Raw genomic sequence first — 21011 nt, 5'->3', positions numbered from 1 at the left:
TTGCGCTACGCTCTTTCAAAAAAAAGACCGAATCAACTTGTGTTGAATCGGTCGCGAATTTTCTAAATTTATTTTCACTCTACACATGTACTTTGTAATTATTCATCCTGTTCGGGGTAGAAATATTCATAGGTTAGTTCATTACCATTTAATGTGATGGTAACTTCATTCTGGAAGATTACTGAAACAAAGGTAGTTGACAGTCCTTTTCCGGATTTCTTCTGCCAACTGCCCACATCCTGGAGAATTTTTTCTACATACTGATGATAGGCCTTATTGGATGCACCTTCCCAACGATACACTTCGAAATTATTTGAAGTAACCGAAATTGGTTCTAAATCAACCGGGTAAATCATCCTTTCGTAGCCATAGGTCACGTAAAGCGGCTTATTATGATGATAAGATTCTTTCCCTTTAAGCTCTAATGTTGACATGGCTTTAAAAATATTTGCGTACTCAAGCTTTGGATAATCAAACGTAAACTGTATCCATTTTTCCGCTGTCAATGGTATAAAGAAGTAATACCTGATGACGACGTCCTGCATTTTTACGTGCTCAATATACATGCTTGTTTTATAAGGAAAATGTTCAAGTTCTTTGTTAACAAACATCGATTTAGAAGCGATTGTTGCGTTCTTTTCTACTTCGGTCAATTCTTTCACTATTCCAAACGGAATCGGATTATTCTTGTAGTAAAGCTCTAATTTCCCGCCTGCTTTTTTACTAGTCACATCTTCAAGCTCCCAGCTGAATAATTGATCATCAACTGTGAAATAGTCAGCACTATTTAGTCTAGGGCTCTCCTCCAACAGCATGAACAGAAATCCTCCAAAAATAACAATAAGCAGTGACGCGGCAATGACACTTTTCCATTGCAGAAACTTAAATGGCTGTACTTTAGAAGGGGCTTGTGCGAGTGATTGTTGAATTCTATCTTTGATTGCATCTTTTTGTGTGTCTGTTAATCCAATTTGCTTTAGCTGCTCCCATTGATTGTCAAAGTTATTATCCGCCATAAATTTCCCCTCCTTTATCGTTCATTTTCCTGAGAGCTTGCAATGCTCTTGATAAGGTTTTACGGACTTTAGCCTCAGACCAATTGAGGATCTCCGCTACTTCCTTTGTTGAACACTCTTCAATCTTGATTAACGAAATTACGAGACGATAATTCGGTTTCAGCGTTTGAATATTGTGCATTTGCTGAAGAACCATCTCCCGATTCTCGATTAGCTGTTCGACATCAATTGAGGAAGGTATTTCATGAGAAAATCCTATCACGTTAAATAACCTTTTTCGTTGTCTCTTTCGAATTTCATCTAACACCAAATACCTCGCAATTCCAAACAGCCACGTTTTAACGGTTGAGCGGTTTTCAAATTGCTCAAGTCCTGTGAATGCTCGTAAAAAAGTGTCGTGGACCAAATCCTCACATGATTGCTTATCACCAATCATAAATAAAATAAATCGATAAATATCATCATAATACTGTTCATACCACTCCATCAAAAGCTCTTCTTTGTCTTTTCTCAAGCCCCCATCACCTTCTTTTTTTCTTTCTTACCCATAAGTCGTGCAGAAACGTAAATTGTGACACTTTTTTTTAATGTCTATGTTGGCCTACCTGCCATAGGTGCCAGTTCGAGTCATTTTTTCCTGTCCACGGGCATTATGAACCTCTCATAGTAACATAGCCATTTAAAAAGATAGACTGCCATTCTTGGCAGTCTATCTTCACATTTCAAATTCCCATTCATCTTTAAGAATTAAATAGAGTACAAGTAATGTATTTTCCAATTCCTGTTCGTTTTTCCCAAGCACATCTTGTCCAATCTTCTGGAGCAGAATCTCGCCGATTTGTCTCGCAAATTGATTCCTTTCCACTAAAGTTAATTGGGTAAAACGGGCGGCATATGTATTAATTAGCCTCCAATCTTTCGCCGTAAAGGCTTTGAGCGTCCATTCATCGATTATGAGGTCATCCCTTGAAATCCCTCTGCTCACAATTTCTTTTTCAATCGGAGTAAGCCTCTTTTTCCGTTTCTCCTTCCGCTCATGGACCACTATCGTTCCAGCGACAAGGTCTCCCAGCCGCTTATGCTTCGGATGGAAAAAGATCATGATAATCCCTAGAAAATAAGCTGTCGGCAAGGTGTCAATAATTCGCATCAGATTGCGGATAAAGCTTGATAACAAGGTGATACTGTGCCCATTTTCTTGGATGACTCTAATCCCAATGAGCTTCTTTCCAATCGTTCTTCCACCTAAAAAAAATTCTAAGGAAAAAAAATATCCCCAATTAATGATAAACAGGACAATAATCGTAATCGCTAAAGGAAGAGTGTCCTCGAAGATAAAAAACGGTAGTAGTGACGACCCGTCCATGATCAGCAATACAACAATGATAGCCAGAATGTTAACAACGTTTAATAGGAGCTGATCGATGATAAATGCTGCGGCCCTGCTGCCTAAACCAGCGACTTGAAACTTAAGCGAGACGTATTCCGGTGTTTTAATCTCCAATTGTTCTTGGTTCATTAGGTTTCCCCCATTCTCTAAGATGATTTTATCTAAAGCTGTTCCTATTTTTCTATAAAATTATTATAATAAGGAGAATAGTAAAAAAATACATATTCGTGTTATAACAAGAGGTGTCAGAATGAATGTAAAGCAATTTGTAAAACTGCATCGTGACGAATGGAAAGAGCTTGAACAGCTGGTGACCGCTTTAGGTAAGCGCAGAAATACGATAACCGGTGCCAATATTTCGCTGTTTCATCGACTCTATCAAAAAGCAGCGCAGAATCTTTCCTACAGTCAAACCTATTTTCCCACAGATGAAGTAACGCAATATTTGAATGGACTTGTTTCTAAATCACATAACATGATGTACAAGGATCAAGTTTCCAGCTTCAAACAGATTCGTTATTTTTTCAGCACAAAATTTATTGGTTTATTGTTAGAGCAATGGAAGTTTGTGATGGCGGCGCTAATCCTGTTTATGATTGGTGCCGTCGGCAGCTTTCTTTCGGTAATGAATGATCCTTTGCATATTTATTCCATCCTTCCACCGGAGATAGCGCAAGGCGTTGACCCGGAGCACCTGGGAGAAGGCGCTGCAGCAATGGATCCCTCGCTTATGTCCGCCAGCATAATGACCAATAACATCAAGGTGGCGATATTGGCCTTTGCAGGGGGAGTGACATTTGGACTTCTGACCGTCTACTTAATGATCTATAATGGCATCCTCATTGGTGCCCTTGCTGCCCTTTTTTGGCATCATGGAAAATCTTATGATTTTTGGGCATATATCGTTCCACACGGGATGATTGAGCTGACAGCGATTTTCATTGCCGGCGGTGCCGGGCTGTTAATGGGCTACAAGCTCTTTGTTCCGGGACAATATACAAGAGGCTATCAGTTAAAGCTGCAAGCGAAGCGTTCCGTGCAGCTACTACTAGGGACGATTCCATTGTTTGTCATTGCCGGCGTGATTGAAGGTTTTATCACACCGGCCGCCATCTCATTAGAAGCAAAGTATATCGTTGCCATCTTAACCGTTATAGGTTTAATCCTTTATGTTGTGATTGGCAAGCTAAAACTGCTCAAAGCTACAAAAGGTTTTGATTCATAATCTCGATATAATGGGAAACGGCCGCAATCGCCAGTTTCTCCTCCCGGGCCTCTATTAATTGGAGGCCTTGTTTTTCCCATTTTATTTTTTCCCTTTTCTTATAAAGGATTTGCTGCTCGGCAATGCTTTTCACCATCGCTGCTTGTACATTCAGCGGTTCCTCCTTTACCCTATTTAAGAGAGTCTGGTCCTCAATTCCAATCATTAAAAACAAATGCCGCTGCCTTAGCCTTTTTAAATAGGTCAAAGCACTTTCCTCATGAAGAAAGGTCCTGACATCACTGAATAATAAGAGAAGACTTCGCTTCTTTTGGACTGTTTCTAAATACTGCAGTACCGCGCCATAATTGGACTCGGCAGCATCCACTTTCAAATGATAAATAGCCTTTAGGATGGTCTGTAAGTGGGCCAGTCCTTTTGCAGGGGGAACAAAGACTTTTATTTCCTTCGAAAAAGCAAGCACAGAAACATAATCACCTTTTTTAAGTGCAGCTGCCGTCACTGTCAGTGCCGCCTCTAACGCTTTTTCTAACCGGTTCCCTTTCGTCAATTCTGCGCCCATCATTCGACCGCAATCAATTAATATCGTAATATACTTGCCATGTTCCGGTTCATATTCATTCGTCATCACTTCTTGGAGCTTAGCTGTTTGGCGCCAGTTTATTTTACGCGGATCATCACCGACAACATAACTTCTTATCTTTGAAAAATCTCCGACACCACTTCGCTGCCTTCGAATCTTCAAACCTTCATAGACTAGAAATTTTTGAGCATTTTCTAAATACTGCTTTGTTTCGGTCAAATCAGGAATGACTCTCACTGTATCGATTAATTCAACCGTCTTTTGCTTTTCCCATAAACCGAGCAAACTCGTATAGCGAAAATATAGCTTGTTGATTTCATATTTACCACGTTCGTCGGCAGTCGTTTCATAGGTAACCTCTATTATTGAATCCCTTGGAACAACCCCGCCAATCGGAAAGGGGATTTCAAATGATTGTGGCAGCCCATCAATCATTCGGTATGAAAAAGGATGGTTTGATATATTCCTTACTTCAATCTGCCCCGTATAGCTGATCCCTCGTTCCATCTCTTCTGATAAGGTTCGTTTAAAGGAAAGTTGTTTTTTTTTCGGCGAAAATTGCAGGTCTAACAGACTAAGGAAAAAAACACCGATATTTATGGTAATGAGGGATCCCCATGAGATATCCCAGGCAGTCCCTATCAATAACATCAGCGATAGAATGATGAAAATTAACATCAACCGTTTGGTAGGTAATACTCCGCTATCTCGGAACAGGAACCGATCCCACCAGTTCTTCAATGATTTGGTCAACGGTTGCTCCCTCCAATTCTACATGCGGGGATAATTGAATTCGGTGTCTTAATGCAGGCTTCGCCGTCATTTTAATATCGTCTGGCGTTACATAATTCCGACCGGCAAGATACGCCCATGCTTGTGCTGCTTTACCAATCGATATCCCGGCTCTAGTACTAGCCCCAAAGCGAATGGCTTCCGTTTCCCGCGTTTTCCTGATGATTTTCATAATATAATCTAACACATTATCCCCAACGGTAACTTTTTCGATTTCTTTTCTAATCTCTAAAAAAGTGTTCATGTCTAGAATCGAAGCAAACGGCATTTTATTAAAGCTATTTTCAATTACTTGTTTTAACACATTTTTCTCTTCTTCAAAGGTTGGAAAGTCAATGTGCAGCTTAAATAAGAACCGGTCCTGCTGTGCTTCGGGCAGCGGGTAGGTGCCTTCAAATTCAATCGGGTTTTGGGTGGCGACAACAAAAAACACTTCTGGCAATGGGTAGGTTTCCCCTTGGATGGTCACCTGCTTTTCTTCCATTGCCTCTAGTAGGGCTGCCTGTGTCTTCGCCGGCGTTCGGTTAATTTCGTCGGCTAAAAGAATATTTGTGAAAATGGGTCCCTTCAGGGTTTGAAAGGTACTATCCTTCATATTGTAAATCGTGCTTCCCGTGATATCACTCGGCAGTAAATCCGGTGTAAACTGGATGCGGTTAAAGCTCCCGCCCAATAGATTTGCTAATGTCCGTACCATTTGTGTCTTGCCTGTGCCTGGCACTCCTTCAAGAAGGACATGCCCACCAGATAAAATAGCCGCTAATAGGAGCCTGAGATTTAGACTTTGGCCTAAAATCCGCTCTTCATATTTATCCAAAAAGGATGTTAATTCTGCCTTCATCCTTCCTCCACCTCTTTCCGTAATTGATCAAGCTTCCTTGACCATAGTAAATATTCCTGTTTGCTTATCTTTTCTTTTTCCATGATAGTCGACAAACCGTTTAGAAATGGACGAATGTCACCTCGTGGTATCCCCAGCCATTTCCGTTCCAAATAACTAGCAAGATCCTTCCAATCCCTGCTGTATGGGATCTGCCATCGTTCCTGGAGGAGGAGCTTAGCATAGTCTGCTTGAATCAATAATGAATCATGATAGCGTTTGCCTCTGAGATACCAAGCGGTTAATGCCCTAATTCCCTCATCACTGAAACGCACCGTTTCGTCCCTAGGAACAATAATGGGTCCAAAACGTTTCCCTTTGTACCAAAGCCAGAGGATTACGAGGAGGATACCTTGTAAGAGCAGCAGCAAAAACCATTTTGGATATAATGTCGTAATAGCTGCGGCGTTTTGACCATCATGAACGTATTCATCAAATAAAATTTCACTGGCTTTACTTTCGTTAATAAGTTTAAGTATCAGCGGTAAATGATCCTCATCTAAAAGTTGGCTATTGATTATCCACTCCGGAGTGATCGTAACAATCAATTGACCATTTCCGAATGTCCGTTTCAGGGCAATTAGACCAGCATCATCTTTGAATAATATCTGGTCTTGCTTATTTGGAATTAATCGTATCGGGGAACTTATTTCAGCCATAAACGCTTTATGATTTTGATCATAAACCTTTAATTCATCTTTTGTGAAGGAAGGAGTTTCCTCAAAAGGCCCAGTATTTAAATCAAACATCCCTTTTGGATTATCCTTGAATAAGAGGATTGTATTTCCGTCCTTCATAAAGTCAATATAGGCATCCATTTCTTTTTTATCAGGAATAAAGGCAGGTTCGACCATGACCAGTAATTTTTTTTCATGACTCTTTTGAAACAGATTCGGAGAATGATCCCAACGATTAACATCTTTTACCTTGTTAAGATATGTATAAAACGCCTTCACTCCGGTAGGGGAAGGAGAATCAGAAACATAGTTTGGATAAGCCTTTGGTTTTTGTGAAAGCAGAGAAAAACTTATTACTATAAAAAGAAAGAGCAGAATGGCAATCCAAATCCAGCCCTGTCGATTCGATTGAAGTTTCTTCAAGTAATCTCCATCCCCCTTTCTTCCGTTTTACCAAGCCACTTTATAGCTTCCACACGAAACTGAAGGTACTCTTCTTTCTGAACAGAACGCTCCCCATATGTTACCTCATCAAAAAAAGCAGCAAAACCATAAAATTCCTCAGCCCATTGTTGATTTACCCTCTGAAGTTCTTCATAGTAGTCCCAGTTGGTTTTCCAAATTCTTGCCTCAAGCCATTCCTTTTCATGAAAGTGCATCAGTAAGGCTAAAAATAAATGGCGGGTAGAAGCGGTGAACTCTTCTAATGCCTCTAGTTTCCCAGCCTCGGCAAGATGTCTTTGCGAAGTCCAATTTATTTCCTTCAATGAATGGAGCGGCTTTTTGTTACTCCGTATTTGATTCCTTCTGTGATTGCGAATAATTAAAAATAGTGACAGAGCTAAAAGCAGGATAACAGTAATGATAATGGCAATAAGAATCGGCTTAGCTGCGCTGCTTGCTGTTTCAATCGAAGGAAACAATTTGGCCAGCAGACGCCCTATCCAATTAATTGCTTTGTCCCACAACGTTTCAATCAAACCCTTTGAATCGGTTTGATATACCTTATATTCATGTGTATTCAATATTTCTTTAAGGATATCTCGTGCCTTGTTTGGATCAAGCAAAATTTCCACCTACTTAATAGGTTTTTTAGTTAACATCGTTATAGTCGTCTATCATTTCTTTTAAATCGTCGGCATCATGCCTATTTTTTAGATCAAGATACATCACAGCATAGCCCACCGAGAAAAGCATTGTCGTAAATAAGGTAGCAATATTGGAAATAATTGATAACAAAACACTATTCCCTAAAAAAAGGCCAAAAGTCATTTGAACCCCAAAACTGATACTAGAAATGATCAAATAAAAGATAATATAAAGACCCACCAATGCCCAGGTACGCTTATGAGTAAGCCGCCAGCTTCTCCCGAGTCCAGGTGATTCCCGATCCAGGACAACCGAACCAAAATAAAAGCTCCAGCGTGTTAATAGCAAGCCAACTCCAACAGCAAACCCTAAAAACAACAGAATTCCCAAAAGAATACCAGCAATAGGATTCACCATTGTTCCAACCGCACCCCCGGTGACACCAATGATGACTATAGGAATAAGGATAATCCCAAAAGTAATGAGGCCAAATAAAAGACTGCTCCAAATCATTGGCCAAAAGCGGGAAAAGGCTTGTTTGATCACAGACCCAACGGTATATTCTTCATCTCTCCGAACGTGGTCGGTAGCAAATAGAATGGCTGCCTCCGCAACGGGACCCAAGATTACACTGACAAGTCCCACCAGTATTAACCCTAAATCGATGCCAAAGCCGTTCGGATCAAATGTTCCTGACTCTTTAAAACTAGATAGAACCCCCTCAAACCAGGTATTCCCGCTGCCAACTTCTCTGAAAAAACTAGTTCCAGAAAATAACTGAATAATCGCTTGAAGTAAATAAACCGGTCCCATTAAAATGAGGAAAATCATAAAAAAGTCTTTAAAGCGGTTTTTAGTTAAATGAAAAGTATAATCGAGTATTTCTCCAAAACCTTTTGAGCTAGAAAATTTTTTATCCACTGGTAATATCCTCCTAGAATAATTATCATTAAGAATTATTTTAACATTTTTCAGATATATTTGGTGTAAAAAGTTGTCAAAGAACGTAAATTATGGACTGCTTCCATAGTAATTAAACGTAGGAGATCTGTTTTTCGAATAATATTGTAATTTTTGTCAAAGAATAAATAATGGTTTTGCTTTTTACATATTAGTAAAAGTAAGAAAAAGAGGGACAGAAAGTTGAGGTATAAACATGCTATGGAAATGGAAACAAAAGCAGCAAATAATGAATTATAACGCTGAAGGATATTATATCGTTTATCAAAAATTCAACAACCAGCGGAATCCCACATTAGTTTCTGTCATTACCCCCGTTTATAATGCTGAAAAATATCTGAGAAAAACGATTAACTCTGTCCTAAATCAATCCCTTGGCATGGAAAATTTCGAATATATATTAATCGATGATGGATCTACCGATTCCTCAAGAGATATTTTATTAGAATACTCTTCAAAATTTGATAACATCATTGTCGTTTTTCTTAAAAGAAATACTGGTACACCTGGCCGTCCGCGTAATATCGGTATTCAATTGGCTAGCTCCAAATATATGACTTTTTTGGATGCGGATGATTGGCTTGAACCCAATGGACTCGAAGTATTATCGACCATTTTAGAGGAAACAAGTGATGATTATGCAGTTGGGAAAACCATTCAAATTCAAGCAAAAGGTAAGACAATTATTATCGGAGAGCATGAATCATGTAAAGAAAGAAGAAGTGAATCACCATTTTCGATCCCACATATCTTTCATCATTTAGGACCCAGGGCACGAATGATAAAAACGAGTGTAATAAAGGACAATCAGATTTTTTTTCCTGAAATGAAATTTGCTGAAGACAAACAATTTTTCATTGACGTTTTAACGCATTGTCAGTCAATTTCCACGACGCAACATCCAATTTATTATTTGAATCGAATCGATAATCAAAACACTCGTTTGTCAAACCAGACCAACATTATCCAAAAGTCAAATTGTAATCTTAAAGTGATTAACCATATTATCAACAAGAATTTAGAAATAGAAAAAAAGAAGATGGTTTTAAATCGATTATATGAATTTGATTCAATTACGAGATTTTTCACTACACCTCATTTTCAAAAAACAAGGCTTAAGCGCGTCTATTACTATAAGTTTAATCAAGTGTTAAAAACAACGAAAAAGTTAAATTATGAGTTTTCAGGTGAATTCTTTCAACCAATGAACAAAGTCGTATATAACTTGTACACTGATCGAAAATATAAGCAACTTGAGAACCTTTTTGCATGGGATAAGAATGAAAAAATAAAGGAGGTTATCATTAAAGATAATCTTCCCTATGTTGTTGTCCCCTTTCTAGAAGACCCATTCAAATATATAAGAATTCCAATGCATTCGACATTTGAAGAAGAATATGTTGATAAGAATAAATATTATCTTAAATTTAAGGTATTTGGTGATCATCTGGATTCACTCACACATGGACTGATTCGTGATACAAACAATTGCCTGCTTGAATCTTCCCTGCCTGTGAAGGTTGATAAGAGTGGGAATGGGATATTAGAGTTGGATTTAGAACTACTAAACCATTATCCGTCATCAAATTATGCTATCTTTCTACGTTTCAATGATTATTTAAAAATTAATATCAGAAAACAGATTCAAAGTAAGAACCAATATCAATATAAGAATCGTGATTTTACTTTTTACAATACCACCTACTCGAACGTTGGCTTAAAAATATCTTCCATAAAATAAAGGAACAGTGGTTACTGAACCTTTAAACTTTATTATTAAGCCACTAGAAAATGACTAGTTCTCTTTTTTTACTACTTGATCATTATTTTCATATACAAGCCAAGCAGAGCCATTGATTTTGTTAGAACCATCAATGATCTTCTGCTTGACCCTTTCCCGTTCTGAGCCAGTTAATAACGTAGGTTGATAATCATTTCTCGAGGAAACCGAAGAAATCGAAAAAGGAACCACATTAATTTCTTTTGCATCTGAAAGGACTTCATTTTTCAAATGAAAGGTTTGTTGAAAAACAAACGTATCCTTGTCTCTTGGATTTCTATTCCCGCCAAACATAAAGTTGCCTAAACTATAGACAATAAATTTCCCCTTATATTCTTCAATCCCTTGGACCACATGGGGATGATGACCAAGTATTAGATCCGCCCCACTATCAATCGTAAACCGTGCTAATGACTTTTGCGAACCATTCGGGACGTACTGACTTTCATTCCCCCAATGATAATGGACAAGAACAATCTGTGCCCCTTGAGCCCGTAATTTTTTGATATCCTGGCTGACTATTTTGCGTATCTCTGCTGTATCATTCCAGCCCTCATACCCCAATGCCCCCAATTTAACGCCTTTAATCGTCTTTATGTATTGATTGTCGTAACCAAAATAGCCGATTTTTTGATTCTCTAGCGAGGAGATGGTATCCGTGTAGCCTTTCTGCAGGTAGTCATGGATATGATTGTTTGCTAAATTAACCGCTTCAATCCCGCCTAGTTCTAAAATTTTTGCATAGGAAGGATCACCTTTAAAGCGAAATTTTTTCTCTGCTTTGTTTGTAGCATTTGTAAGTGTTGTTTCTAAATTTACTGTTGTAAAATCATCCTTTTTGAAGATATCATCCAAACCTCCAATAAAATATGGGAGCCCCTTGGCTGAAGCTGTTTTGACGAAGGAATCACTATAGGTAAAGGTCTCATCAGTCCCAAGGGTAAAATCCCCAGCTGCACTAATTTTAATTGATGTTTCGATTACCGGTTCCGGCTTCGTTTCCGGTTTTACCTCCGGTTTGGTCTCCGTTTCGTGTTTCTTTGTCACTACAGAACTTTTTACCTCGTTCTTTGGAATTTTAGTAGAGGCTTCTTCGGACTTTATCTTACTAGTAAAGAAAAAGCCTGCAGCCAGTATCACACCTATGGCAATGATAATAAATGGAATAGGCTTTTTGGAACGATGACGTTCTTTTCTAGTCTTTGTTTCGCTCATGTCGTTTTTTCTGCTCATATCTGATTAACCCCTTTTATATATCTAATCTTCTTAATTCTACAATAACTTCATCTTTTACTCTATTAAAAATAAAAAACCACCGTAGTCACTCTGATGAAGGTGACTTTCGGTGGTTCTAACAGACAAATAATAAATCTTAGAGTTTCGAGAATTCTTCCACCAGTTCTCCAAACCGTTTAAGTGAATTTTCGATTGGGTATGGTGTGGTTAAATCCACCCCGGTCTTCTTCAACAATTCAAGAGGATAATCCGAACTGCCGCTCTTTAAAAATTCTAAATAAGAAGTTAGGGTTTGCTGGTCGCCGTCCAAAATCTTGGTTGCCAAATGGATGGCTGAGGCAAATCCAGTTGCATACTTGTAAACGTAAAATGGACGGTAAAAATGAGGAATTCTTGACCAGCCATATTTCACTTCCTCATCAAAAACTACGTCGTCCCCATTATATTCCCGGAACAAAGTCTCATAGGTTTGATTGAATACTTCTACATTTAAGGGCAGTCCCTTTTCAGCCATTTCATGTGTCTTCATCTCAAACTCCGCAAACATTACCTGCGTAAAGAATGTCCCCTTAAACTGATCAATGAAGTGATTGAGCAGGTGTTTCCGAAGGTCAGCATCCTTTTCATTGGTTAATAAATAGTTTATTAAAAGGACCTCATTAACGGTTGAGGCTACCTCCGCAACGAATATACTATAACGGGCGGTAATTTGCGGCTGGTGTTGTGAACTCAACTTACTGTGAACCCCGTGCCCGCATTCATGGACTAACGTGAATAAACTATCCAAATCATCTTGGTGATTTAAGAGGATGAAAGGATGGACACCATACACGCCAAGATTGTATGCCCCAGACCGTTTCCCAGGTGTTTCCCGAACATCTAAATAGCGGGAATCCTTAAATTCCTTAAGGGTTTTAATGTATTCCTCTCCTAAAGGTGCTAAAGCCTTGCACATCGTTTCATAGGCTTCCTCATACGGTAATACTTGTTTTACTCCACTAACGAGCGGGACACTCATATCATATTGACGAAGTTCATCTAGCTCCAGTTTTTCCTTGCGAATCCTTGAATACTGATGAAGTGGAGCAATATTATTTTTCGTTGTTTCAATCAGATTCAGATAGACCTCTTTCGGAACTTTATCACCAAATAAGGCTTTTTCTAACACAGACGGATAATGACGGATTTTAGCCAGTGTGACATTATTTTTTATAGCCGCTGAAAGCGTTGAGGCAATAGAATTTTTCAATTGTACGTAAGGCTGATAATAGGCCTTATAGGCCTCCCTGCGCTTTTCCCTGTTTTCATCCTCGATTAATTTGGTGTACATTCCTCTGGTTAACTCCACACGTTCTCCATTATCCCCAGTTACTTCCCCAAACTTAATATCCGCGTTATTCATCATTCCGAACGTATGTCCCGGCACGGATAGTGCTTCCCCTAATTGCGAGAGAACTTCCTCCTGCTCCTTGCTAAGCACGTGTTTCTTGTACCGGAAGGACTCCCATAAGTCCTCCGCGAAATATTCCAGCCTGTCTTCCTCTAAAATATAACTTTTTAATGTTTCCTCATCTAAGCTTAATAGAAAGGGTAAGAAGAACGAGGTTGATGCACTAACTTTCACACTCAATTGTTTTGCACGGTCTAAGTATGATTGCGGCCTGGTTTCTCTTGTATTTTCATCCACCATCAACATTGCATACGCATAAACTTTGTTGAAAAGAAATGATAACTCTTCTCCTTGTTTTAGATATTGAAACAAGGTAAAACCGTCTATTATTTCCCCGTCATATCTCTTTAGTTTTTCTGCCATTTTTTCAATCAGCTGAAGATCCTCTTCCCATTCGCTAAGGTCAGTATATATATCAGCTAAATTCCATTTTTCATGCACCGGTACTTCATTTCTGCTTGTGAATGTCGACATTTTAACGCCCCTTTCAGGAAATTTACTCTGTTTTAATTTCATAACAGTTCGCTTAAGCCTTCACAAGTATATTCAATATTTATCGATAATTTCCTCTTTTTATGTAAGATTTCATATATACAAGAAAGGCAGCTCATATAATGAACTGCCTAAACCTGCTTATCTAGTAACTTCTTTTTCTAAGGTCGTGAGTCTTTCCTTTACCTCTTCTTCGCTTAATCCATGCTCTGAAATATAACGGTTTCTCGGATGAATCCTGCATTCATGGGAACAGCTCCGTAAATAACGATGTTCGTTTTCCTCTGAACAAAGGATTTTTTTATTACACTCAGGATTGGCACAATTCACGTAACGCTCACATTGCTCACCGCTGAAATGATCTTTCCCGACAATAACATGCTCTTTTCGGTTGACAGGAACACTTATTCGCTCATCAAACACATAGAGCTGCCCATCCCATAAATCACCCTGTACTTCGGGATCTTTTCCATAAGTAACAATCCCGCCATCTAACTGTGATACATCTTCAAAGCCCTCTTTAAGGAGCCAGCCCGAAAACTTTTCACAACGAATTCCACCCGTGCAATAGGTAAGAATCTTTTTGCCTTCAAACGTCTGTTTATTTTCTCTGATCCAATCAGGCAGATCACGGAAATTCAAAATATCAGGTCGAACCGCACCCCTGAAATGACCTAAATCATATTCATAGTCATTTCGTGCATCAATCACTACCGTATCTTCCTTTTGCATTTCCGCAAAGAATTCCTTCGGTTTCAAATGCTTTCCGGTTTGAATATTCGGGTCGACATCATCTTCTAAACGTAACGTCACAAGTTCAGGTCTGCACCGCACCCGCATTTTCTTAAAAGCATGCTCGGGGGCCTCATCGATTTTAAAAATAGTCCCTGCAAAAAGAGAATGCTCTTCCATATATTTCATATACTCATCCGTTTGTTCAATGGTGCCTGACACCGTCCCATTTATCCCTTCCGCTGCAATGATGATTCGGCCTTTAAGGCCCAAATCTTTACAGTATTGAAGATGTTCTTGGGTAACTTCTTCAGGATTTTCAATCGTTACATATTTATAATACAACAATACTCTATATTCTTGATTCATACTGACCACCTTAAAATCTTTATAAAAAATAAATGTCTTTTTATCATTAACCTTTTTATTATATCAAAAACAAGAATCTTTTCAACTTTTGAAAGGCTTTAACGCCTAGATAGGTGGATATTACCAACCATTCTTCCTTACTTTATCTGTTACAATTTTTAATGTAAAGAATAGTAAGGAGGAACAAACGATGAAAAAACGTTATCTCCTCATTACATTGGTAATTGCGATTACCTTCATTGGGGGAATTGTTACCGGAGTCTTTTTCTCCACTAACAACGCAAAAGATGATCAAACAGAAACTATTAATACAGATAGAGCACCTTTATCGGCCATCAAACCGCCTACAAAAGAATTACCAAAAGTGGAAAAAACACAATCAAAGGTCCTCATCGGTTATGTACAGGATTTTCGTGATCCAAACGTCGTTGATTACTCCAAACTAACCCATGTGATTTTCTCCTTCGCCCATCCGACAAAGGACGGAGGCATTTTGCTTAATGGTGATGCTGCCTTAAAAAACTTACGGACAACCGTAGCAAAAGCTGAAAAATCCAATACAAAAGTAATGTTGGCTGTTGGCGGCTGGTTTCACATCAGTGGCGGTGAATCGTATCCCTATTTTAAAGCAGCGATAACTAATCCTACATCTAGAACAAAGCTAGTTAACGAGCTTACAAGTTTTGCCGTTCGAGAAAAACTCGATGGAATTGATATCGATTTTGAGCACCCGCGCTCGGATGCGGATGCGGAAAATCTTGCTGCTTTTGCGAAAGAGTTAAGCACACAGCTTCATCCAAAAAAGAAGGAGCTGTCTATAGCCGTCTATTCAAAAATACATGCCGTAACCTTGACCGAAATCGGCTTTGTAAAGTATCAACCTTCCATGTTTCGGGATGTGGACCATGTCAATATCATGGCCTACGATGGCCAGTGGGATGACAGGTATAATGCGGCCAACTTATCTCCCTATCCGTTTACGGAGAAAATCGTCAACTATTGGACCGACCTTTTTGAAAAACAAAAAATTTCAAAGGAAAAACTCGTTTTGGGTGTTCCCTTTTACGCCCAGCCTGATAATCCAAAAATCAAACAGGTTTCCTATGGAGCCATTATTAACAAGGACCCGGCAAATGCTTCAAAAGATACTGTTAGTATGAATGGCACAACCTATCATTATAATGGCGATACGACCATGAAAAAGAAAACCAAACTGGCACTTGATCACGGCTTCGGCGGCATGATGCTGTGGGAGGCTGGACTTGACGCCCAAGGACCGCACAGTCTTACAAGTACTATTTTTGGGGCACTGAAGGATTCAAGTAAAGATCCTATTAAATACTATACAGTAAAGAAAAACAACTAAACGAAAAGGCTGCACTCTCTTCTTTAGAGGATGCAGCCTTTTCTAGTTTTATCTTTATCATAGTGGTGCCTGACACAAGATTGTAATAAAATATGGTATTTGTCGAATATTTTTCCAAGTTTTTTGAAGGAGTTTGTCGAAATTTAGAGAATTTAGTATGGGAGTTTAAATAAAGGAGGAAAAAGAATGAAGAAGTTATTAACAGTTTTATTTGGGGGCTTTATTGCATTATCATTGTTTGTGGCTACAGGGAATACTGCAAAGGCGGCAGAACCAACAACTGCACCTCAAACAGTGGATGAAAATTGTGAGTGCCACAACGTTACACCCATTTTCGGAGCTGAAAGAAATAAAATCGTTGCAAAAATAATTAGCAGTAAAGAATATAAGGAAGTAGAAAAAAATCTTAAAAAGGATAGTTTTAAATGGCAAGGCGCCAATTCTGTTGAAGTCCTTAGATTTAATAAAACTGGACAAATAATTGTAGGTGTTCCATTTACAAATAATGCAGGAGTACAAATCATGGCTGTTTTTATTGATGGAGAATTCGGTGGTATTAGTCCAGCGGATTCCGAATAAACAATAATATTCCCAACCAATATGTGGTTGGGAATTCTTTTTTAATTATGTATTTGTTCCATCCCCAGCAAAGCCTAGATTATACCACTTGGATTTCACCATTAATAATGGTCATAGCAAACATTTGTTGTTAACAGTTCATCCGGGTTTTCAATGGAAAAGAGATTTTTCGAGAAGACTGTCATATCTGCTAACTTTCCCCTTGAAATTGTTCCCTTGCTATCTTCCTCATTTGTGGCCAAAGCACCGCCAACTGTAAACAACTTAATGGCATCGTGGATCGACAGCTTCTGTTTTTCATTCCAGCCTTGATGTGACTGCCAAGGGGCTCTGCGCGTAACGGCCGCATGAATGCCTAACAAGGGATCAACCGGTTCTACTGGTGCATCAGAGCCGCCGGCACACAATACCCCCGCCGATAGTAATGTTTTCCATGCGTATAAATCTTGTTCCCGCCTCTCCCCGAGTCTTTCTTTCACCCATGGATAATCACCAACAACAAATCTAGGCTGGACGTCAGCAATTCGGCTTGGGTCAGCCAAACGCTCCACTAAATCCTTTCGAATGAGAGAAACGTGGATCAAGCGGTCTCGATATTTCACTCTTGGAAATTGATCAAGGATATCCAAAACCTGTTGCAACGCTTGATCGCCAATCGTATGGACAGCAAGCGGCATGGCATGACTCCTTACATTTTTAACAATTTCATATAGTCTTTCTTGATCAAACATCGCTTCACCACACTGCCCGGGTTCATCCGCATAGGGCTCCGATAGGAAGGCCGTTCTTCTTCCAAATGCTCCATCAGCAAAAATCTTGATAGCGCCAATTTGTAATTTCTCATTTCCAAACCCCGCATACATACCTTTTTCTTTTAATCTATTTAAGTATGGATAATCGATGAGCAGATTACAGCGTAAACCTTTTTGTTCAAGATTTATTAATTCGTTATACATTTTATAGGTTTGATCAAGACCGCCTAAATAGGCGGGATCATTAGTATGTACACTCGTTAATCCCTTCCGCACAGCAAACTTCATCGCCTGGGCCAAACCATTTTTTAATTCATCATATGTTTTTTCAGGTATGTATTTGGTAATTAGTTGTGATGCAGATTCAAGCAATAGTCCAGTAGGTTTTTTCGTAACCGAATCAAGAACGATAGTTCCTCCCGCAGGAACTTCAAGGGAAGGTTGGTATTGACACATTTCAAGCGCCTTGCTATTAACTAGAAAGGCATGATGACAAATCCTTTTCAGATAGATTGGGCAATGCGGTGCAACTTGATCTAACTCCTCTATCGTTGGAATCGAACCATCCTCAAATAGATTCTCATCCCAGCCCATTCCAATCAGCCATTTTCCGGGAGCAAATGTACTAGCTCTCTCTCGTATCTTTTCAAGCATCGCATGCTTTGTTTTTACCCCTGTTAAATCCAGGTCTAAAAAATGGAATGCTACACCTGAAAGATGCAGATGGCTGTCAATCAGACCAGGAGTCACCATATTACCTTGTAAATCGATTATGGCGGCGCCTTTTCTGCCCCATTGCAAGACCATTTCCTGATGTGTGCCAACATCTAAAATTCTGCCGTTTTCCACCACCACGGCTTCAACCGATGGATGGGCAGCATCAAAGGTATAAAATGCCCCATTGGTATAAATCTTCACTGACATATTAATCACTCCTTCTGCCTTTCATGAATCTTAGTATCTATTATAATACAGATGCCGGCAATTAGAGTTAATTATGAAAAAAGCATTACCCCTTGTCGAAGTAATGCCTTTGTTAAAGCAATAATGTTTTTGTATGATTAACCAATTTGTTCATCATCGCTATCCGTATTCAATAACATTAGTTTATTTGGTATTTGTGTTAAGCTTGATTTTTTCAATAAATAATTTAAGTGATCAAGCGGCATTGAGCCATGCCCCTTGCTATCTCCAAGTATGAACTGTACAGTAACCCCATTATTGCTTTTCACTGTCATGGTTTCAGCCGAATTGTAAAAACCTTTAACACCTTGTGAAATTTGATATATTGTTCCTTTTTCAATTAACATACAATTTACTCCTTTGTTGATGTTCTCCTATTTAGTGTTCCAAAATAAATTTTATTCATGCATAATTATTCCAATTGATAGAAAAAGAAGGAAGGCTTTCCCCTTCCTTCAGTTCCTTTTTACTCTACCTCATCCTCATCTTCATCCATCATTTCATCAAATGCGGCAGATACTTTATCAAATTCCTCATCACTTTCTATCGCAGAGAAATCCCCATCTTCATCGACCTTCAAAAAGAAAATATCAATATCCTCATCCGTTTCTTGTTTAATGTCGTCTGCAAATCCAACCGCAACATAATCCGAACCCTCAATAGTCATTACTCCAAGCACTTCAACTTCCTGTTCTACCTCATTCTCATCGCTAATGGTAAAGACTTCGCCTACTTCAATTTTGCTCATGTTTTATACCCCCATAAATTTTAAAAAATCTACCTTCAAACAGTATATCTTAAATGACTAGAATTAAACCTTTATTATCATCTCATATTTACCGATTGAAAACATTTACTATACCTGACTATTTCTAAAAAATCTATTATAATTAGTTTATAAAGCTACTTAAGGAGAAAACGATATGGATCAAAAACAATTAGAAGAAAAAATTATTGAACACTATCAAGGGGAAGAAAAAATGATGATTCTTATCTTTGCGCAATGGTGCGTCAATCATCACCTTGACCCCGAAGAAGTATATTTAAGAGCCTACCCAAATCAGTCCGCCAATCCTGCCTTGAGGGAAGCACTTGAGTTAACGGTGCCAAAGGAAGAAGCGGGAGAAGTAGCTGACCAAACATTGTTAGGTGTGTTATCGTTATTTGGAAATGATGATCTTGCTTTAGTTGTGACTGAAGAAATACGTAAGATGAAATAGGTAATTACCTTCCCCTGAATAATTCCAAAAAGACACCACTTTTAGTCTCTATAACTTGACAAAAAGTGGTGTCTTATTTGTTTTTATAGTAAATCAAACATTCTCGCTGTCTGTGTAATAATCAGCGGGACTAGGATGGCAATGATAGTTGGGATTAGAAAGGCAAGAAAAGTCCATTTTTTGCTTTTCGTTTCCTTATAAATATTAAGCAATGTCGTTCCGCACGGATAATGAAGCAGGGAAAATAACATCATGTTCAACGCTGTCAGCCACGTCCAGCCGTGGTTAAGAAAGATTTGCTTCAAATCCACGAGGCTATCCACTTCTGTTAAGGAACCCGTTGATAAATAACCCATCAAAAGGATTGGCAGGACAATTTCATTGGCAGGTAATCCTAGTATAAACGCCATCATGATATAACCATCAAGGCCGAGCAATTTTCCAAAAGGGTCTAAAAACTCAACTACATACATGAGAATACTAGTGTCTCCAATGAATACATTTGCGAACACCCAAGTTAAGATGGCCGCAGGTGCTGCCACTTTTACAGCCCGGATTAATACAGACCACGATTTAGTAAGTGATGAGCGAATAACCGTATCGAAAATTTTCGGCTTCCTGTATGGTGGGAGCTCTAACGTATAATGAGTAGGTATGCCCTTAAGAGCTGTTTTGGAGAGAACCCATGAGACAAAAAAGGTAACCACTATACCAAACATAACAATTCCAACAATGACCCCTGTGGTGACAAGCGATTTTAATCCGCCTGTAAAATTGGCGGCCATAAATAACGAAGCTAAGACGATTAATGTTCCCCAGCGGCCATTACATGGAACAAAGTTATTTGTCAGGATGGCGAGCATCCGCTCTCTTGGTGATTCAATAATCCTCGTAGAGATTACCGCTGCAGCATTACAGCCGAATCCCATCGCCATTGTTAATGATTGTTTACCATGTGCCCCAACCCGTTTAAACAACCGATCCATATTAAAGGCAACACGTGGCAGGTAACCATAATTTTCAAGCAGTGCAAATGATGGAAAAAAGATCGCCATCGGAGGGAGCATGACACTGATGACCCAGGTCGTTCCCCGGTATAAACCGAGAACAAGGACGCCATGAAGCCAATCGGGGGCATGAAGAAACGTAAAAAATGATGTTAAATACCCCTCTAAGTAACCAAAAAACTCCGCTAACATCGAAGACGGAATATTAGCCCCGGCAATGGTTAAATAAAACAACACTCCCAACATCGTAATCATGATCGGAAAACCGAATATGGGTGAAGTAAAAATCGCGTCCAGTTTATCCGTCCTCGTGTCCCGTTTCGATTTTGTATAGGAAATTCCTTCGTGACATAATTGGTGACTTCGTTCGTAGAGATGTTGAACAATTTCATCTCTCAGCTTTGATGTCGACAATACTTGAGCTTCTTCATATAGTTCTTCCAGACGCATTAC

Annotated in this window: 19 protein-coding genes and 1 pseudogene; 5 read left to right on the top strand and 15 right to left on the bottom strand. The window is 39.0% G+C overall.

Annotated features, from left to right (window positions below; genetic code table 11):
* Window positions 1-98: 98 nt before the first annotated feature.
* The 3 genes from BSO02S_RS03620 to BSO02S_RS03610 form a co-directional block, all read right to left on the bottom strand.
* Window positions 99-1016, bottom strand: coding sequence for a hypothetical protein (locus BSO02S_RS03620; protein WP_066062561.1), 918 nt, complete (start codon window positions 1014-1016; stop codon window positions 99-101).
* Window positions 1006-1530 (bottom strand): RNA polymerase sigma factor, encoded by a 525-nt coding sequence (locus BSO02S_RS03615; protein WP_096190869.1) that lies wholly within the window; start codon window positions 1528-1530, stop codon window positions 1006-1008. Before BSO02S_RS03615 ends, BSO02S_RS03620 begins: the two co-directional genes overlap by 11 nt.
* 201 nt (window positions 1531-1731) lie before the next feature.
* Complete coding sequence (locus tag BSO02S_RS03610; RefSeq protein WP_066062556.1) at window positions 1732-2535, bottom strand: RDD family protein; 804 nt, start codon at window positions 2533-2535, stop codon at window positions 1732-1734.
* Window positions 2536-2656: 121 nt separating this feature from the next.
* On the opposite strand from BSO02S_RS03610, the gene BSO02S_RS03605 reads away from it, so the two are divergent.
* Window positions 2657-3631, top strand: coding sequence for a stage II sporulation protein M (locus tag BSO02S_RS03605; RefSeq protein ID WP_066062553.1), 975 nt, complete (start codon window positions 2657-2659; stop codon window positions 3629-3631).
* On the opposite strand, the gene BSO02S_RS03600 is transcribed toward BSO02S_RS03605, so the two are convergent.
* Genes BSO02S_RS03600 through BSO02S_RS03580 form a run of 5 tightly spaced genes read right to left on the bottom strand, consistent with a single transcriptional unit; the run spans window position 3609 to window position 8573 of the window.
* The gene (locus BSO02S_RS03600; protein WP_235846855.1) at window positions 3609-4967 is read right to left on the bottom strand and encodes a DUF58 domain-containing protein; all 1359 of its coding nucleotides are present in this window, start codon (window positions 4965-4967) and stop codon (window positions 3609-3611) included. The genes BSO02S_RS03605 and BSO02S_RS03600 overlap by 23 nt on opposite strands.
* On the bottom strand, window positions 4918-5847 hold the full coding sequence (locus BSO02S_RS03595) for an AAA family ATPase (RefSeq protein WP_066062547.1): 930 nt from the start codon (window positions 5845-5847) through the stop codon (window positions 4918-4920). Before BSO02S_RS03595 ends, BSO02S_RS03600 begins: the two co-directional genes overlap by 50 nt.
* Window positions 5844-6986 (bottom strand): DUF4350 domain-containing protein, encoded by a 1143-nt coding sequence (locus BSO02S_RS03590; protein ID WP_066062544.1) that lies wholly within the window; start codon window positions 6984-6986, stop codon window positions 5844-5846. Before BSO02S_RS03590 ends, BSO02S_RS03595 begins: the two co-directional genes overlap by 4 nt.
* On the bottom strand, window positions 6983-7630 hold the full coding sequence (locus BSO02S_RS03585; protein ID WP_066062541.1) for a DUF4129 domain-containing protein: 648 nt from the start codon (window positions 7628-7630) through the stop codon (window positions 6983-6985). Before BSO02S_RS03585 ends, BSO02S_RS03590 begins: the two co-directional genes overlap by 4 nt.
* Window positions 7631-7655: 25 nt before the next feature.
* Window positions 7656-8573: a hypothetical protein gene (locus BSO02S_RS03580; RefSeq protein WP_066062538.1), complete on the bottom strand. Its 918-nt coding sequence runs from the start codon at window positions 8571-8573 to the stop codon at window positions 7656-7658.
* A gap of 235 nt (window positions 8574-8808) precedes the next feature.
* Here BSO02S_RS03580 and BSO02S_RS03575 point away from each other — a divergent pair, with 235 nt between their 5' ends.
* Entirely contained in the window at window positions 8809-10353 is a 1545-nt protein-coding gene (locus BSO02S_RS03575) for a glycosyltransferase family 2 protein (protein ID WP_066062535.1), read from the top strand.
* A gap of 54 nt (window positions 10354-10407) precedes the next feature.
* Here BSO02S_RS03575 and BSO02S_RS03570 read toward each other — a convergent pair whose 3' ends face one another.
* From BSO02S_RS03570 to trhO, 3 genes are all read right to left on the bottom strand, one after another.
* Window positions 10408-11625 carry a CapA family protein gene (locus BSO02S_RS03570; protein ID WP_235846853.1) on the bottom strand — a complete coding sequence of 406 codons (1218 nt, stop codon included), beginning with the start codon at window positions 11623-11625 and terminating at the stop codon, window positions 10408-10410.
* A gap of 139 nt (window positions 11626-11764) precedes the next feature.
* Entirely contained in the window at window positions 11765-13552 is a 1788-nt protein-coding gene (gene pepF, locus BSO02S_RS03565; RefSeq protein ID WP_066062532.1) for an oligoendopeptidase F, read from the bottom strand.
* Window positions 13553-13711: 159 nt separating this feature from the next.
* Window positions 13712-14671, bottom strand: coding sequence for an oxygen-dependent tRNA uridine(34) hydroxylase TrhO (gene trhO / locus BSO02S_RS03560; RefSeq protein ID WP_066062529.1), 960 nt, complete (start codon window positions 14669-14671; stop codon window positions 13712-13714).
* A 190-nt stretch (window positions 14672-14861) separates the two neighbouring features.
* On the opposite strand from trhO, the gene BSO02S_RS03555 reads away from it, so the two are divergent.
* Together BSO02S_RS03555 and BSO02S_RS03550 are read left to right on the top strand one after the other, a co-directional pair.
* The gene (locus BSO02S_RS03555; protein WP_066062526.1) at window positions 14862-16037 is read left to right on the top strand and encodes a glycosyl hydrolase family 18 protein; all 1176 of its coding nucleotides are present in this window, start codon (window positions 14862-14864) and stop codon (window positions 16035-16037) included.
* A gap of 186 nt (window positions 16038-16223) precedes the next feature.
* Window positions 16224-16616: a hypothetical protein gene (locus BSO02S_RS03550; protein WP_066062523.1), complete on the top strand. Its 393-nt coding sequence runs from the start codon at window positions 16224-16226 to the stop codon at window positions 16614-16616.
* A 79-nt stretch (window positions 16617-16695) separates the two neighbouring features.
* On the opposite strand, the pseudogene BSO02S_RS03545 reads toward BSO02S_RS03550, so the two are convergent.
* The 3 genes and pseudogenes from BSO02S_RS03545 to BSO02S_RS03535 form a co-directional block, all read right to left on the bottom strand.
* Window positions 16696-18292, bottom strand: a pseudogene (locus BSO02S_RS03545) (amidohydrolase).
* Between the two features lie 137 nt (window positions 18293-18429).
* Window positions 18430-18678, bottom strand: coding sequence for a hypothetical protein (locus BSO02S_RS03540; RefSeq protein WP_066062517.1), 249 nt, complete (start codon window positions 18676-18678; stop codon window positions 18430-18432).
* Between the two features lie 119 nt (window positions 18679-18797).
* The gene (locus tag BSO02S_RS03535; protein WP_066062514.1) at window positions 18798-19079 is read right to left on the bottom strand and encodes a DUF1292 domain-containing protein; all 282 of its coding nucleotides are present in this window, start codon (window positions 19077-19079) and stop codon (window positions 18798-18800) included.
* Between the two features lie 175 nt (window positions 19080-19254).
* On the opposite strand from BSO02S_RS03535, the gene yxiS reads away from it, so the two are divergent.
* Window positions 19255-19551: a protein YxiS gene (gene yxiS / locus BSO02S_RS03530; RefSeq protein ID WP_066062511.1), complete on the top strand. Its 297-nt coding sequence runs from the start codon at window positions 19255-19257 to the stop codon at window positions 19549-19551.
* A gap of 83 nt (window positions 19552-19634) precedes the next feature.
* On the opposite strand, the gene BSO02S_RS03525 is transcribed toward yxiS, so the two are convergent.
* The gene (locus BSO02S_RS03525) at window positions 19635-21008 is read right to left on the bottom strand and encodes a nucleoside recognition domain-containing protein (RefSeq protein ID WP_066062508.1); all 1374 of its coding nucleotides are present in this window, start codon (window positions 21006-21008) and stop codon (window positions 19635-19637) included.
* Between the last annotated feature and the right edge of the window lie 3 nt (window positions 21009-21011).

Source organism: Neobacillus soli NBRC 102451, from assembly GCF_001591665.1.
GTDB lineage: Bacteria > Bacillota > Bacilli > Bacillales > Cytobacillaceae > Neobacillus > Neobacillus soli.
Note: the sequence above shows the minus strand (reverse complement) of the source record. Positions and strands in the feature narration are given on the sequence as shown.